Below are 15372 nucleotides of genomic sequence, written 5' to 3'. Positions count from 1 at the left end.
GCTACCAGTGCACTGCGTGCTCTCACAGACGCATTGAGCTCTGCTTTCTCTCGTGCAAAGCCGCTAAACTCAAACCCTAATTGTCTTACCAATTGATGTCAGAAACAAGAAGAAATATTATAAAAAACAGTGCTAAATTTTGCAGTTAACCCAATGAAATTATGAATTATTTTTGAAAATAAAAACGGTAGCAACATTTCGGGCATATCTGCATCACCCCGTCGAATGTTGACTACCGTTATTCGTTTTTACGATCTGCTGGACCGTTTAATTTTTAAGCTTACTCGTTAAGCAACTTCTCAATGCCTTTGCGGAACTTCGCCCCCTCTTTCAGGTTGCGCAATCCGTACTTAACAAACGCCTGCATGTAGCCCAATTTTTTACCGCAGTCGTAGCTGTCACCTGTCATTAACATGGCATCAACAGATTGTTTTTTCGCAAGTTCTGCAATCGCATCGGTCAACTGGATACGACCCCAGGCGCCGGGTTCGGTTCTTTCGAGTTCAGCCCAGATATCCGCAGAGAGGACATAACGCCCAACGGCCATGAGATCAGAATCCAGCGTCTGCGGCTGATCCGGTTTCTCAATAAACTCGACAATACGGCTCACCTTGCCTTCATTATCCAGCGGATCTTTCGTCTGGATGACGGAGTACTCGGAAAGGTCACCCGGCATACGTTTCGCCAGCACCTGGCTACGTCCAGTTTCTTCAAAACGTGCAACCATCGCGGCAAGATTATACCGTAGCGGATCAGCACTAGCAGTATCAATGATGATATCTGGCAAAACCACTACAAAAGGGTTATCGCCAATCGCCGGACGCGCGCAAAGAATGGAGTGGCCCAATCCCAGCGGTTGCGCCTGGCGTACGTTCATGATAGTTACGCCAGGTGGACAAATAGACTGCACTTCTGCCAGCAGTTGACGCTTAACGCGCTGCTCAAGGAGTGATTCCAGTTCATAGGAGGTGTCGAAATGGTTCTCAACGGCATTTTTAGACGCGTGAGTGACCAGGAGGATTTCTTTGATCCCTGCAGCTACGATTTCGTCAACGATATATTGAATCATTGGTTTGTCGACGATCGGCAGCATCTCTTTGGGAATTGCCTTGGTGGCAGGCAACATGTGCATACCGAGTCCTGCTACCGGGATAACTGCTTTTAAATTCGTCATTATCTATCCTACCTTTGAATGGCTGATGAAGTCTGGGCCCTTGCCATGTGCTAGTCAGTTCCAGGCCTCCTTCTCTCTTGGCGTAATTGAACTCACACCGTTGAGATAAAATGTCTTCTCACACTACACTTCATCAACGTGAGGTTTAACTCAGATAACTCGGAAAACCTTCTCTGCTTACAATACCTTAGTCGCTTTCCGAATTATCGTAGGTAGCAGTGCAATCACTTTAACGTCATGTATTACTCGGAAACAAACGTAATGTCGTCTTTCTTATCATGGACAAATTCGAACTTTAACGTTCTGTCCAGCCCCTGAGAAAGGGTATAAGGCGCAACAAATCCTGAAGAGTGAACCTTAGTCGCATCGAACTGCGTGGTAGCACAGAATTTTTTGACCCGAACAGAACTTACCGCAAATTTCTTCCCGGTGAGTTTACTTAGAACATCAAAACAGTATCCCCCAAGCATGCCTAATGGATACGGTAGATGCGCCGAAGGGATCTTTTTGCCCAGACTCTGTTCAACTTCCGTAACAAGCTGGTTCATGTTCAGATCAGGTTTATCTACATAATTGTAGACGTCATAGCCTGGCTGTACATTCTTAAGCTTATACTTAATAAATTCAACGATATTGCCAACATAAGCCATAGACTTATAGTTAGTGCCAGACCCAACCATCATGAATTTCCCGCCCGCAATCTGCTTAAGCAGATTATAAACATTGCCGCGGTTACGCTCACCGAATATCACCGTTGGACGAACGATGGTCAGTGATCGCTCATCAGGTGCTTTTGCATGCCATTCGCGAAGCACTTCTTCAGCCTGCCACTTACTTTTACCATAGTGGTTGAAGGGGTCGTGTGGATGCGTTTCATCGGGGTTATTTTTGTTCAGACCATATACAGCAACAGAACTCGTAAAAATGATGTTATTGACACCATTTTTCTCCATGGCAGCAAGAACATTGCGCGTCCCCTGGACATTAACATCATAGTAAAGAGAGGTTGGGCTCACATCATCACGATGCTCTGCCGCCAACAGGACTACGGTATCAAAACCCGAAAGCGCCTGATCCAGTGCTTGTTGATCGCGAACATCACCAATTTGTGTGATTTCCGGATAGAAATGGCTTTGCTGTTTATCCAGATTTTTGATGTTAAAGTCAGCAACGGCGGTTTCAAGGAGGCGCGTTCCAACAAACCCGGAGGCTCCGATGAGCAAAACGTTATCGTTCATAAATCACTTAGTCTGGTTATTAAGACAAAAACACAAGATAAAGATGAGAATCTTCCCTGAGTAGTCAGCGCTGCCCAGCCCCAGCTTTAACGGTAATTCCGCAATTATAATCTTTTAACACATGATATCCAGTAAGATTATGGCGGGTTGCATCCCCCCCTCCCCTCCGGTAACCGGAAGTTGATCGCATCCACATTCACCACATGATGGTTTATGCGGTCGATATCCACTGAGCTTTGCCCTTTCTCATTCACCGCGTGTACGTTTGCCAGCGACAGCAGCGTGTCGTCTTTCGCCATAAACTTACCGCGCACATCTTTGCGCAGGTCAAAGTGCATCTTCAGCGCCGGGCCGGTTGCCGACGCCTGCATCACTCTGATATTGCGCAGAAAGAGATGCTGCGGCTGATTGTGCAACTCCAGCGTCGCCCGTTTCATCTCGATGTTGGTCAGTGCAACGAAGGAGGTGGCATTACCCGACGAAATCTGAATACCGCGCAATTTGTATTCAAGCTGCGTGTTATCGAGGGAGATATTATTGAGTTTGAAATTTTGTGGGATGGAGAGATATTTCCCTTTGACTACGCCATAGCCAATAAGCATCCCGGCACTGTTGACCATATCGACATTATCAATCACGAAATTATCACAGCCGTAAATGGCGACCGTCGCGTTGTCGATGCCTGCCTTTTTGCTGAAATCCGGGGTGATGTTCTTCGCCTTCACATTGCGAATCACAAAATGTTTGCCGTTCTCGACATGCACCAGCTGCCGACAATCAGATCCGGTAATGTTGGCAACTACAAAGTTTTTGACCGTCTGCTGTTCGGGATAGGTGTTGTCGTAGGTGCTCCCCGCGAGCCCAATACCAATCCCCCAGTTAATCTTGCCATTGGTACAGTTAATCCGTTCAATGACGTGGTCGGAAATCAGGATATTGCGATCGTTAATGGCGACATTCCATTCGATGGCGTCACCCTGCAAATCGCTGAAACGGCAGTGGATAATACGCGCGCCATCAACCTGATTGTGGAATCCCTGGCGCAGAATCGCATAGTTGGCCTGGGTTACGGTGAGATTATCGATGACCAGATTGCGCATCACGCGCGGCTTTTTCCCGCCGATATAAATTTGCGTCACCGGTCCGAAACCACTCATCGTAAGATCGGTAATCGCGCAGTCGGAACCGCGGACATCCAGCGTAATATTGTGCAGGCTGCCGCCCTTCTCGCCAGTGACCTGGCATCCCTCCTGCAGCACAAAGCGACCGCGCCCATTACCGCTCAGGCGGCCCAGCACATGCAGCGTTTTTCCCGGTGGGATAAAAATGCCGGTATTGATGTTCTCGCACACCAGTCCCGCTGGCACCACCACGGTCTCTGCGTCGCTGAAGGCCTGTTTAAAGGAGGCAATCCAGTCTTTCGCATTGTAATCCTGAATATTGACGGTTTTGCGGGACGCAACGGCGCGGGCAAAAGGTGAATGGAGGACAGGAAGTACGGCAAGCGCAGAGCTTGCCGTCAGGAAGGTACGTCGGGAGAGTGTTTTCTCTGGCATACAACCTCGGTTTACATCGTTTGCAGCAGGCTGGCCAACTGACGATTGATCACCTGCTGGTTAAAATCATGTTCAACTTTTTCACGCGCGCGCTGGATGATCGGTTCCAGCGTCTGGTGGTCAAGTTGACTGAACGACGCGAGCTGTTGCGCCAGCGCACGGGCGTCGTTTTCCGGGACCAGCCAGCCGGATTCTCCGGCATCCACCAGTTCCGGGATCCCGCTGTGAACGGTAGAGACCACCGGGATCCCCACCGCCATCGCTTCCATCAGCACCACCGGGATCCCTTCCATGTCGCCATCCGTGCCGGTAATCGACGGCAACAGAAAGACATCCGCATTATCCAGCATTGCTTTCACTTCATGGCTGGGCTTAAATCCCGGCATATCAATCACATCATCGAGTTGATACTGCTCAATCAACGTGCGCAATCGCCGTTCCCAGGGCCCCATGCCCAGAATGCGATAACGAAACGCCACGCCCTGCTCCTTCAACTGGCGGCAGGCCTCTATCGCCACATGCAGCCCTTTTTTCTCAGTCAGCCGCGCAACAGAGATCATCTCCAGCGGCGTACCGGGAGCTTTCACTGGCCGGTGCGTAAAGCGCGTCATATCCACGCCCATCCGCGAAACGGCAATCTTCTCCGGCGGACAGCCCATGCTTCTCAGCCGTCCGGCCCAGAGATCGCTAATCGGCAGCATCAGGTCGCCACGACGGAACAGTTGCTGGTACTCCGGGGTGTAATGGTTAAGCACTTCCCGACTGGAAATATCAATACCGTGAAAAATCGTCGCAATCTTGCCCTGAATAACGCCCAGCTCGCGCAGCTTCGCCGCCGTCACGCCCGCCGGGCCAAAGTGGGCGATAAAGACGTCCGCGCGCAGGGGTTGACTGACCTGCGCACAGATCGACGAGAGGATCAGATTGCGCGATTCATCGCCGTAGCGAGAAAAGTTAAGCGATTTCCACGTCGCCGCCCGGTGCAGTCCCGGCAGCGTTTTCACCGCCCGAGTGCGCAGCTTTGCCAGACGACCCTGCGGCTCGTCCTGCAACCAGCGCGTTCTGGCCGCCAGGCCATATTTTTCCCAGGCGGCATGTGTATTTTGCGTGTCGCCTTTTTGCAGGGCGACGATCTCAACGTCAAAACCCATGTCGATAAACGCGGTAATCTGGTTGAGGACGAAGGTTTCCGACGACAGCGGAAATTTCAGTAAAAAAAAGCTGACCTTCATTTCCCCTCCCCGATGCGCGTTAACACTGACTCCACCATGCGGTATCCCTGTTCGCGCTCGCGACGCACCGCCTGCGCAAGACGATCATTGATCTGCGGTAGCTGTCCGAGGGTATCCGCCACCATCGCCTGCAGACTGCCATCCAGCAGATGACGGATATCTATCGCCATCTCCGGCATCCCCAGTTGCTGCATGATGCCCGCCGATTTGTGCTCGTAATTAATCGCGATAGCAGGCGTCGCGAAGTTCATCGAGATAATGGCGGAATGCAGTCGTGTGCCGACCGTCAGCTCGCATGCGCCGAGGATCTTGCCCATCTCCAGGTCATTCAGTTCATCCATCACCACGTGGTAACGCGTCGGATCGCTGACGTACTGGCGCAGATTCAGCGCCACCATGCGGTCATCTTTGTTATAGCTGTCGATGCCGGTACAGGTGGACAACGCAATGACCTGGTATCCCTCATCCAGGATGCGGTTTACCACACCGGCGAAGGCCTTCTCATAAGCCTCCTGCGTGGTACCCAGCCGTTTATCAAACGGCGCCAGTTCGCGCAGGGTAATCGCCACCGTTTTCTGCTGCGCCGCCACATCCAGCCAGTGGCGCACCGCGTACCCCGGCTCAAAGTCCGCTTCATGATGATCCACCAGCCACGCGGTATCCACGCCGTGTTCCACTTTTTCGCGGGTGATTTCACTGCGTTTCATGAGTTCCAGGCTGACCGACTCCCGCAGGATCAGCGCATCACAGTGGCCGAAAACATAGTTAGCCAGTTGATTAAATTGCGGATCCTGGAACGGACCGACGCTGTGGCCGACCATGTACAGCGGTTTTTTCGCCATAAAGGTACACAGCGCGTGTTCAAATTGCGGAACACCATACAGATCGACGAAGAACGAACCGCCCACCTGAACGATAGCGTCATAACCCGAAAGCAAACGCACGAAATCGGTAAAACCCTGAGCAATCGCGATGTTTCGCAACTTGCCGGTATCGGTAACGCGGGAAAGCAGCACCTGGTGCTGATAGCGACGACGGAGGACTTTTTTCACTCGCCCGACCACGCCTGCCGCGCTGTTGTGCTGTTTCATCTGTAAAAAAAGCGGATCGCCCATCACCGGGCGATTCAAAAGCCAGGACGAACTCACCGGGTAGCGGCTCATGACATCCACTTCCGCGTCAGGTTCGAGGCGATGAATGGCGTCCAGCAGACCGCGTAAAATCGCACTGTCGCCACGGTTGCCGCAGGTATGGTTGCCCAGAATCAATAATTTCATTTCACCCTCTTAAAATCGTTGCCGGATGGTGGCTGTTGCCTTATCCGGCCTACAGGTCATTGACTTCGTAGGCCGGATAAGACGTGTAACCGTCGCCATCCGGCAAAACTTATCCTGCACGAAGCAAGGTTTTCATTTTTTCGCTGCGACAAAACTGGCGCTTCATCTCCACAACCAGTGGATGGCGCGAAAGTACAAGCATCACCGCGAACGCCAGCGCACCGGCGACAATTTGCGTCGCCAACAGCACGCTCAGTGACAGATGTCCCTGCAGCGCAATACCCAGCCCATAACTCACTGCCAGCGTCGGCAATGAGAGATAGAACGGCAGCCACAGACTCAGAATGTACTGACGATAGCTGGAGCCCAGCACCGGTTTGATCATGACGAAGTAGCTCAGAATCGTGTTGATGATTTGCACCAGCAGGAAGCCCAGCGTCACGCCAATTGCGCCCGCCATCTGCCCGCCGACAATAATCGCCGGGATGAACAGGAACGTTTTAAAGACATTGAATTTAAAGCTGATGTCCACGCGCGCTTTCGCCATCAACAGCGAGCCAATCGGATTGCCGACCGAGCGCAGCAGCCCCACCACGCACAGCAGTTGCAGCACAGGAATAATGCTGTTCCACTTCTCGCCAAAGACCAGTGGCACAAAATTATTGGCAACCACCATCAGGCCAAGCAGCGCCGGGAAGTTAATGATCCCCACCACGGAAAGCAGCTTGTAGAAATTCACGCGCAGCTTCTGGGTGTCGTCCTGAATTTTGGCAAACGCCGGAAACAGCACGCGGGTGATGATGGGGTTAAGCTTCATCGGCGGCACCACCGCCACGTTGTACGCCAGGTTATAGCCCCCTGCGACGCCGGCCCCGAGAATGCGCGCCAGCACCAGCGTGGAAAGGTTGGTATTGACGTAGTTGATGATGCTGTCCGCCGTCAGCCACGCGCCAAAGCGCAAATTGGACGAGACGGACGCCAACGAAAAGTGCAGACCTGGACGGTAAATCTTGCGACCAAAATAGCCAAACAACAGCGTGCGCACCGCGCTGTTTACCAGATAACCGAGAATGGCGGTCATGGCCAGCGGCCAGAAATGCGCGCTGACAACGGTAAACGTAAAGCCCGCCAGTACGGAACTGGTTTCAATCATCCCAATCTTGTTGAATTCCAGCTCTTTCTGCATCAGCGCGCGGAACTGCTGCCCGTGCGGGATCACCACAAACGCCAGCGACAGCGTTTTAATCAGCGGCGCCAGATCCGGGTTATGCAGCACATTGCCAATCACATCGCTAAGCAGGAAGACCGCCACACAGACGATGATTCCCAACCCGACGTTCAGCCAGTACAGCGTGGTCAGCTCAAGATGGCTTATCTCCTTGCGCTGAATAATGGAGTTGGCAATACCGAAGTCAGACAATGTATCGGCCAGCGCAATGATCACCAGCGATACGGTCAGCAGGCCGAACTGGTGGTTATCGACGATCCGCGCCAATACCGTCATCTGGATAAGCCCAAGACTGATAATGATCACCGTGGCAATAGCCGACCACTTCGCGCCGCTGATGGTTTTTTCACGTAAGCTCATGACCGTTCCTCAGTACGCCGCTTTGTTAACAAAGCCCTTGAACACCGTCAGAAAAACGATCTTGATGTCGAACCACACGCTCCACTCGCGGATGTACTCCAGATCGTACTCCACGCGTTTTTCCATTTTCTCCAGCGTGTCGGTCTCACCGCGCCAGCCGTTGATTTGCGCCCAACCGGTGATCCCCGGCTTGACCTTATGGCGCAGCATGTAGCCTTCAATCAGTTGACGATACTGTTCGTTATGCGCCACCGCATGTGGGCGCGGCCCGACGATAGACATCCCACCGGTCAGCACATTAATAAACTGCGGCAGTTCATCCAGCGAGGTACGACGCAGGAAATTCCCCACTCGGGTAACACGCGGATCGTTCTGCGTCGCCTGTGTGACGACCTTGTCGTTTTCCATCACCTTCATTGAGCGGAATTTCCATACTTTGATCGGTTTACCGTCCATGCCATAACGGGTCTGACGGAAGATGATCGGCCCCGGCGAACTCAGCTTCACCGCCAGCGCAATGCAGCACAGCACCGGGGAGATCAGCAGCAGAATCAGCAACGCCAGCACGATATCTTCCGCACGCTTGAGCAGGCGATTGATACCCGACAGCGGCGTGTCATACAGCGGCACCACCGGCACGCCGCTCACCTCTTCGATACGGGAATGCAGAATGTTAAAGGTAAACACGTCCGGAATGAGGATCACCGAACAGGTGGTATCCGCCAGTTCGCGCACCAGTTTTTTCACCCGCGCACCGTCGCACATCGACATGGCGATATAAACGTTATGAATGCGTGAGGCTTTGGCATCTTCAACCAGCTGATCTAAGTTCCCTGCCCAGTCTGACGTCACGCCACCCGGTTTCGGGTCGTGATAGACGCCGACCACTTCAAATCCCAGCCACGGTTCATTGCGAAAGCTGTCGAGCAACGACTGCCCGGCAGGCAGATCGCCCGCGACCGCCACCCGACGCGTGTTATAGCCACGATGACGCAGCCAGCCTGCGCCGTAGCGAATAAATGATCGACAAAAGACAAGCCCGACGCTGGTCAGCAGATACCACGCCAGCCAGATGGCGAGACGGTTATCAAAATCGGCATTAAACGCGACCAGACCGGCGCTGAAGACGAGGCTCAGCGTCCAGTTTTGCAGCAGGAGAGTCAGTTCAGTGGAAATTTTGACGCCGCGCCATGAGCGATAGAAATCGGTTATGCCACCCAGCATCTGAAAAACAACCAACGTGATCAGCGCCACCAACAGGTGCATATACAGGAAAGGCAATCCACTGACTTCGCAGACGACCCACAGCCCGCCAAACATGATGGTGATATCTGAAAAGCGTTGCACCATAGAGATTAACGATGCATTGGTTTTGGCCCGTTCGCGCTTTTTTAGATTTGTCATCGTTGTTCCTGTTATTAGCCCCCTACCCGCTGGCGGGTAAGGGAAGATCTGACTTTACTGATTCAGTAACGCCAGCAGAGTGCGCGTTCGCGCTTCCATCAGCGGAATATCACCGCGTGACTCCACGTTCAGGCGCACCACCGGTTCGGTGTTGGAGGAGCGCAGATTGAAACGCCAGTCGACGAACGACATGCTGATTCCGTCGGTTCTGTCCACCGCCAGCGCCTCGCGGGCGAAGTGTTGTTCCACCCGCGATAGTGCCGCCGCCGGTTCGTCCAGCGTGCTGTTGATTTCACCGCTCGCCGGGTATGCCGCCATCCGGTCACGTACCAGTTCCCCCAGCGACTGTCCCTTCAGACACACCAGTTCCGCCACCAGCAGCCACGGAATCATTCCGCTGTCGCAGTAAGCAAAATCCCGGAAATAGTGGTGGGCGCTCATCTCACCGCCGTAGATGGCGTCTTCGTGGCGCATCCGTTCCTTGATAAAGGCATGGCCGGTTTTCGACATCACTGGTGTGCCGCCTGCAGCCGTCACCACATCCACCGTGTTCCAGGACAGACGCGGGTCGTGAATGATTTTGGCGCCCGGCTGTTTCTCGAGGAACGCTTCCGCCAGCAGGCCGACAATGTAGTAGCCCTCGATAAACTGGCCTTTCTCATCGAACAGGAAGCAGCGGTCGAAATCGCCGTCAAACGCAATGCCCATATCCGCGCCGTGTTCGATCACCGCATTACGGGTATCGGCGCGGCACTCTGGTAGCAACGGGTTAGGAATGCCGTTCGGGAAGTTGCCGTCCGGGGTGTTGTGCACTTTGATAAATTCCACCGGCACGCCTTGTGCCTTAAAACGCGCTTCAATGGCATCCACCACCGGGCCTGCCGCGCCGTTACCGGAGTTGATCACCAGCTTCAGCGGGGTGAGATTTTTGACGTTGATGTAGCCGAACAGATGATCGATATAGGCGTCACGCAGCGTGATGTGCTTATAGCGTCCGCGCGTCGCGTCGTTCACAGGCGGGAAGTCGTTGGCCTCGGCCAGACGCTGCACGTCGCGCAGACCGGTGTCGCCGCTGATGGGACGCGCGCCTTCGCGCACCAGTTTCATCCCGTTGTAATCCATCGGATTATGGCTGGCGGTCACTTCAATCCCGCCGTCCACGCCGAGGTGAAAGGTGGCAAAATAGATCTCTTCGGTACCCGACAGGCCGATGTCCAGCACGTCAACGCCCGCATCCTGCAACCCTTTCGCCAGCGCCAGCTTCAGCGCCTCACTAGTCAGACGCACGTCGCCGCCCAGCACAATCGTTTTCGGCTTCAGAAACTCGCCGTAAGCGCGACCAATCCGCCACGCAATCTCTTCATTCAGCTCTTCGCCCAGCCTGCCGCGAATATCGTAGGCTTTGAAACAGGTTAATTTCGTCATGCTTTTACCCTTCTTCAGGCAACAGTTGTCCCTGACCAGAAAATGGCCAAAAAATGTTTTTTATCGTTGTCGGATGACGCTTCGCTTATCCGACCTACAAAATCGCAGGCCCGGTAAGCACAGTTCCGTAGCTTCGTAGGCCGGATAAGCAACGCGCCATCCGGCAGTCTTCGCCTGATGGCGACGCTACGCGCCTTATCAGGCCTACATGCAACAAAATCGCAGGCCCGGGCGCAATAAAGGCGTCACACCCGGCCGTAGCGATCCTCAAACCGCACCACGTCATCCTCTTCAAGATACGAGCCCGAGCGCACTTCAATCAGATCGAGCGGAATTTTCCCTGGATTTTCCAGACAGTGGGTGGCTCCCAGCGGAATGTAGACAGACTCGTTTTCACCGAGCAATTTGATATCACCGTCAATGGTGACTTTGGCAGTACCGGCCACCACCACCCAGTGTTCAGCGCGGTGGTGGTGCATCTGTACCGACAGCCCTTCCCCTGGTTTCACGGTGATGCGTTTGACCTGATAGCGGTCACCGGCGTCGATGGAGTCATATTTCCCCCACGGACGGTACACTTCGCGGTGAATATGGTGTTCGTGGCGGCCATCGGCTTTGATTTGCTCAACCACTTTTTTCACATCCTGTACCGCATTACGATCGGCGATCAGTACAGCGTCTTTGGTCTGCACCACCACCAGGTCTTTCACGCCGACGGTGGTCACCAGTCCCGATTCGGCATAGACGTAGCTGTTTTCGGTTTTATGGCTGATGACGTCGCCGTGATGGACGTTTCCCTCGGCGGTATGGGCGCTGATTTCCCACAGCGAGGACCAGGAGCCGACATCGCTCCAGCCCGCATCCATCGGCATCACCACCGCATCCGCCGTGCGCTCCATCACCGCGTAATCGACGGATTCTTCCGGACACGCCAGGAACGATGCCTCATCCACGCGGATGAAATCGAGATCCGGATCGACCGCGCTCATCGCGTTTTCACAGGCTTCCAGGATATCGGGACGGTATTTTTTCAGCTCTTCCAGATAGCGTCCGGCGCGGAACAGGAACATCCCGCTGTTCCAGTAATAATCACCGCTGGCGACATAGGCCTGCGCCGTTTCCAGATTTGGTTTTTCCACAAACTGCGCAACGTCAAACGCCACGGCATCGTTTTCACCTGGCGAGACATCGCCGCGACGGATATAGCCGTAGCCCGTTTCCGGCAGATCCGGAACGATACCAAATGTGACCAGCTTTCCGGCTTCGGCGTACGGCATCGCGTGTCGTACCGCGTCACGGAAGGCCTCTTCGTTGGCAATCACGTGGTCTGCCGCCAGTACCAGCATCAGCGGGTCGCAGTCCGGACTGTGCCGTTTTGCCGCCAGCGCTGCTAACGCAATGGCCGGCGCGGTATTGCGTCCCGCCGGTTCGAGAATAATGTTTTCAGTCAGTTTGTTAAGCTGACGCAATTGCTCCGCGACGATAAAACGGTGCTGCTCGTTGCAGATCACGACCGGGCTTTCACACTCCACGCCGTTAAGACGACAAATGGTCGTTTGCAGCATAGTGAGATCGCCTTTCAGGCACAGGAACTGCTTAGGATAAAGTACACGGGAAAGCGGCCATAAGCGGCTACCGGAGCCACCGGCCATTACAACCGGATAGAGTGTTGTCTGACTCATAATTAATCCCCGAATCCCCTTCATTCTTCACGTTGCAGGTGCGTTGTCTTTCCTCGTTCACCCCAGTCACTTACTTATGTAAGCTCCTGGGGATTCACTGCGTCGCCGCCTTCCTGCAACTCGAATTATTTTGGGGAAATATCATTCATAAATTGGCGTAGCACATTCTCTTTATCGAGCGTGCGTTCGGCATATTCACGTGCCACCGTGTTGTTTTTTGGCATGGCGAGCGCCATGGTTACCCCTGCCACCAACGCATCGACCGATTCCGGCTCAACGCACACCGCGATGCCGGCGTAGCGGTCGCAAAGCTGACCGAGTTCCGTCTCCGGTTCTGCGGTAATCACCGCATTGCCGCCCACCGCCAGAATATTGGTCAGTTTGGAGGGCAGAACGGCATCCGCCGCCCCGCGTTTTTGCACCACCAGATGGCAATCGCCCATCTTCAATAGCGCAGGCAGCGCCTCGTACGGCTGCAGCGGGAAAAACAGAACGTTGTGCAGACCGCGCTCGCGGGCCATTTTCTCCAGACGCGCTTTGCCGCCACCCTGCCCGACGATGGCGAAAATCAGCGGCTGCTCACGTAGTTGTTCCGCCGCCGCAATCACGTTTTCCAGCCCCTGCTTCTCGCCGATATTGCCGGAGTAAAGAATGATTTTTTTGTCATCCGGCAAACCGAGCTGTTGGCGGAGGCTGATAACCTCATCATCGTTAACGTTCTGAAAACGGGCGACTTCTGACCAGTTAGGGAAGAAGATCACTTTTTCTGCCGCCACCCCTTTCGCCTGGGCTTTATTCATCATTGAGCGGGAGATGGTGGAGACATTGTCGACGTTATGCAGACCGCTGCGCTCGAAAGCGGTCGCCAGTTGCGCCACTTTGCCGGTTTTACCGTTGCCCGCCAGACCGAGGCCCAGCATCGCATCGACTTCATAGTCCTGAATGTGCAGCAACGTGCGGGCGCCAGAGAGTTTCGCCAGCAGACGCATTCCCGGCGTGCAAAACAGCGTAGGCACCACGCCGATAATGCGATCCGGCTTCCAGCGACGCTGCGCCATCAGCGGGAAAAAGCTGCTGAGGGCAAAGCTGCCCAGATGCAATAATCGTTTCAGTGTTGACGGCTGCTTTGGCACATACAGCGGGCAGCGCCAGACGGTGGCATCACCCTCTTCCCGGCGATAGCGCCAGGCTGAATAACGCTCGCCCACTTGCCACTGCGGGTAATACGGCGGCGCGGTGATAACCCGCACGTCATGGCCTTCACGCGCCATCCACTCCACCATTTCACCGGTGTATTTACCGATGCCGGTTAACTCCGGTGAGTAGTTGATGCCATAAACGAGGATCCTCATAATCCCGGCGCCTTAGCCTGACATTCCGGCAAAAAATACGCCCGACTGTTATCGTGGACGTTGTTGCTCGCCAGCAACGCCTCGGGCGTCAGCCAGCGGTAAGCGTCGTGCTGCGCGTCAGGCAGAGCCAAATCGCGCGTCTGCACCCGCAGACGGAAACCGAGCACGATGTAATGCGTTGAGAAGTCTTCACCGGAAAAGTTGTCGTCATAGAAATGCTGCCAGACGCCATAAAATTCCCCGGCGGACAGCGGCAAACGTTGCCCCAGTTCGGCTTCGGTCAGGCGTTCGAAGGCCGCGCTCAACGGCTCATCTTTTTGCACCCGGCCACCGGGCACGAACCAAAAGCCCTGCGCGGGTCGGTTCAGTCGTTTACCCAGCAGAAATTCCCCCTGCGCGTTTTCCACGATCAAATCGATGGAGACAAGCGGCGTGGAACGCACAACGGTGGCAAAATCTTCCTGACGTAAAAACATGTTTACCCCCGGAACCGATGCTGATTCTCAAGGAACCACTGGTATGTGCTGGCAAGGCCCGCGTCCAGTGAGATCTCGTGATACCAGCCCAACTGATGCAAACGGGTCACATCCAGCAGTTTTCGCGGCGTACCGTCCGGCTTCGTGGCGTCAAACACCACGCGGCCTTTGTAGCCCACAACCTGAGCGACGGTCTGCGCCAGTTCGCGAATGGTGCAATCCACGCCCGTACCGACGTTAATGTGCGACAACATCGGCTGGGTGTTCTCCTGCCAGACTTCGCGGTCCAGTTCCATCACGTGGATGCTGGCGGCAGCCATATCATCGACGTGCAGGAACTCACGCATCGGCGTCCCGCTTCCCCACACCACCACGTCCGGCGCACTCTGCACGGTCGCGTCGTGGAAACGACGCAGCAGCGCCGGGATCACGTGCGAATTGCTCGGATGGAAGTTGTCATGCGGACCATACAGGTTGGTCGGCATCACGGAACGATAGTCGCGCCCGTACTGGCGGTTGTATGACTCGCACAATTTGATGCCGGCAATCTTGGCAATGGCGTACGGCTCGTTGGTTGGTTCCAGCGTGCCCTGCAGCAGTTCACTCTCCGCCATCGGCTGTTTTGCCAGTTTGGGATAGATACAGGATGAACCAAGGAACAGCAGCTTATTCACGTTGTGCAGATGCGCGGCGTGAATGATGTTGCTTTCCATCATCATGTTCTCAAAGATGAAATCTGCCGGATACGTGTTATTCGCGACAATGCCGCCGACCTTCGCCGCCGCCAGATAAACCTGATCGATCCGCTCAGTGGCAAAGAAATCCAGCACCGCTTTGCTGTCCAGCAGGTTCAGCTCATCGCGCGTACGCAGCACCAGTTCCACATCGCCACGCTGTTCAAGCTGTCGGGCAATCGCGGAACCCACCATTCCGCGATGACCGGCAATAAAGATACGTTGTTTGCTCAT

At 54.4% G+C, this 15372-nt stretch carries 12 protein-coding genes; all 12 read right to left on the bottom strand.

Going from position 1 to position 15372, the window contains the following annotated elements:
* Positions 1 to 280: 280 nt before the first annotated feature.
* The 12 genes from galF to WM46_RS02845 all read right to left on the bottom strand — a co-directional run bounded on the left by galF (position 281) and on the right by WM46_RS02845 (position 15372).
* Positions 281 to 1174 carry a UTP--glucose-1-phosphate uridylyltransferase GalF gene (galF, locus tag WM46_RS02900; RefSeq protein ID WP_102601363.1) on the bottom strand — a complete coding sequence of 298 codons (894 nt, stop codon included), beginning with the start codon at positions 1172 to 1174 and terminating at the stop codon, positions 281 to 283.
* Positions 1175 to 1416: 242 nt separating this feature from the next.
* Positions 1417 to 2412: an NAD-dependent epimerase/dehydratase family protein gene (locus WM46_RS02895; RefSeq protein ID WP_102601362.1), complete on the bottom strand. Its 996-nt coding sequence runs from the start codon at positions 2410 to 2412 to the stop codon at positions 1417 to 1419.
* A 137-nt stretch (positions 2413 to 2549) separates the two neighbouring features.
* Positions 2550 to 3968, bottom strand: coding sequence for a colanic acid biosynthesis protein WcaM (wcaM, locus tag WM46_RS02890; protein ID WP_102601361.1), 1419 nt, complete (start codon positions 3966 to 3968; stop codon positions 2550 to 2552).
* Between the two features lie 11 nt (positions 3969 to 3979).
* A complete protein-coding gene (wcaL, locus tag WM46_RS02885) occupies positions 3980 to 5200 on the bottom strand; it encodes a colanic acid biosynthesis glycosyltransferase WcaL (protein WP_102601360.1) in 1221 nt (406 codons plus the stop codon).
* Complete coding sequence (wcaK, locus tag WM46_RS02880) at positions 5197 to 6477, bottom strand: colanic acid biosynthesis pyruvyl transferase WcaK (RefSeq protein ID WP_061074644.1); 1281 nt, start codon at positions 6475 to 6477, stop codon at positions 5197 to 5199. Before wcaK ends, wcaL begins: the two co-directional genes overlap by 4 nt.
* 109 nt (positions 6478 to 6586) lie before the next feature.
* The gene (gene wzxC / locus WM46_RS02875) at positions 6587 to 8065 is read right to left on the bottom strand and encodes a colanic acid undecaprenyl disphosphate flippase WzxC (protein ID WP_061074645.1); all 1479 of its coding nucleotides are present in this window, start codon (positions 8063 to 8065) and stop codon (positions 6587 to 6589) included.
* A gap of 9 nt (positions 8066 to 8074) precedes the next feature.
* Positions 8075 to 9469: an undecaprenyl-phosphate glucose phosphotransferase gene (gene wcaJ, locus WM46_RS02870; RefSeq protein ID WP_102601359.1), complete on the bottom strand. Its 1395-nt coding sequence runs from the start codon at positions 9467 to 9469 to the stop codon at positions 8075 to 8077.
* A gap of 54 nt (positions 9470 to 9523) precedes the next feature.
* A complete protein-coding gene (gene cpsG / locus WM46_RS02865; protein WP_102601358.1) occupies positions 9524 to 10894 on the bottom strand; it encodes a colanic acid biosynthesis phosphomannomutase CpsG in 1371 nt (456 codons plus the stop codon).
* A gap of 245 nt (positions 10895 to 11139) precedes the next feature.
* Positions 11140 to 12576, bottom strand: a complete 1437-nt coding sequence (cpsB, locus tag WM46_RS02860) for a mannose-1-phosphate guanyltransferase (protein WP_102601357.1) — start codon at positions 12574 to 12576, stop codon at positions 11140 to 11142.
* A gap of 125 nt (positions 12577 to 12701) precedes the next feature.
* Positions 12702 to 13928, bottom strand: coding sequence for a colanic acid biosynthesis fucosyltransferase WcaI (gene wcaI, locus WM46_RS02855; protein ID WP_102601356.1), 1227 nt, complete (start codon positions 13926 to 13928; stop codon positions 12702 to 12704).
* Positions 13925 to 14404 carry a GDP-mannose mannosyl hydrolase gene (locus WM46_RS02850; RefSeq protein ID WP_061074650.1) on the bottom strand — a complete coding sequence of 160 codons (480 nt, stop codon included), beginning with the start codon at positions 14402 to 14404 and terminating at the stop codon, positions 13925 to 13927. The genes wcaI and WM46_RS02850 overlap by 4 nt, the downstream gene beginning before the upstream one ends.
* A 2-nt stretch (positions 14405 to 14406) precedes the next feature.
* A complete protein-coding gene (locus WM46_RS02845; RefSeq protein WP_102601355.1) occupies positions 14407 to 15372 on the bottom strand; it encodes a GDP-L-fucose synthase family protein in 966 nt (321 codons plus the stop codon).

The sequence above is a fragment of the Citrobacter freundii complex sp. CFNIH2 genome (genome assembly GCF_002880615.1).
Taxonomy (GTDB): domain Bacteria; phylum Pseudomonadota; class Gammaproteobacteria; order Enterobacterales; family Enterobacteriaceae; genus Citrobacter_A; species Citrobacter_A amalonaticus_F.
The sequence above is the reverse complement of the archived record's forward strand: the minus strand, read 5'-3'. Positions and strand labels throughout refer to the sequence as shown.

Bases quoted from the DNA above. Each gene is read 5' to 3' on its own strand.
- galF (WP_102601363.1), bottom strand. From the start codon at position 1,174: ATGACGAATTTAAAAGCAGTTATCCCGGTAGCAGGACTCGGTATGCAC.
- WM46_RS02895 (WP_102601362.1), bottom strand. From the start codon at position 2,412: ATGAACGATAACGTTTTGCTCATCGGAGCCTCCGGGTTTGTTGGAACG.
- wcaM (WP_102601361.1), bottom strand. From the start codon at position 3,968: ATGCCAGAGAAAACACTCTCCCGACGTACCTTCCTGACGGCAAGCTCT.
- wcaL (WP_102601360.1), bottom strand. From the start codon at position 5,200: ATGAAGGTCAGCTTTTTTTTACTGAAATTTCCGCTGTCGTCGGAAACC.
- wcaK (WP_061074644.1), bottom strand. From the start codon at position 6,477: ATGAAATTATTGATTCTGGGCAACCATACCTGCGGCAACCGTGGCGAC.
- wzxC (WP_061074645.1), bottom strand. From the start codon at position 8,065: ATGAGCTTACGTGAAAAAACCATCAGCGGCGCGAAGTGGTCGGCTATT.
- wcaJ (WP_102601359.1), bottom strand. From the start codon at position 9,469: ATGACAAATCTAAAAAAGCGCGAACGGGCCAAAACCAATGCATCGTTA.
- cpsG (WP_102601358.1), bottom strand. From the start codon at position 10,894: ATGACGAAATTAACCTGTTTCAAAGCCTACGATATTCGCGGCAGGCTG.
- cpsB (WP_102601357.1), bottom strand. From the start codon at position 12,576: ATGAGTCAGACAACACTCTATCCGGTTGTAATGGCCGGTGGCTCCGGT.
- wcaI (WP_102601356.1), bottom strand. From the start codon at position 13,928: ATGAGGATCCTCGTTTATGGCATCAACTACTCACCGGAGTTAACCGGC.
- WM46_RS02850 (WP_061074650.1), bottom strand. From the start codon at position 14,404: ATGTTTTTACGTCAGGAAGATTTTGCCACCGTTGTGCGTTCCACGCCG.
- WM46_RS02845 (WP_102601355.1), bottom strand. From the start codon at position 15,372: ATGAGCAAACAACGTATCTTTATTGCCGGTCATCGCGGAATGGTGGGT.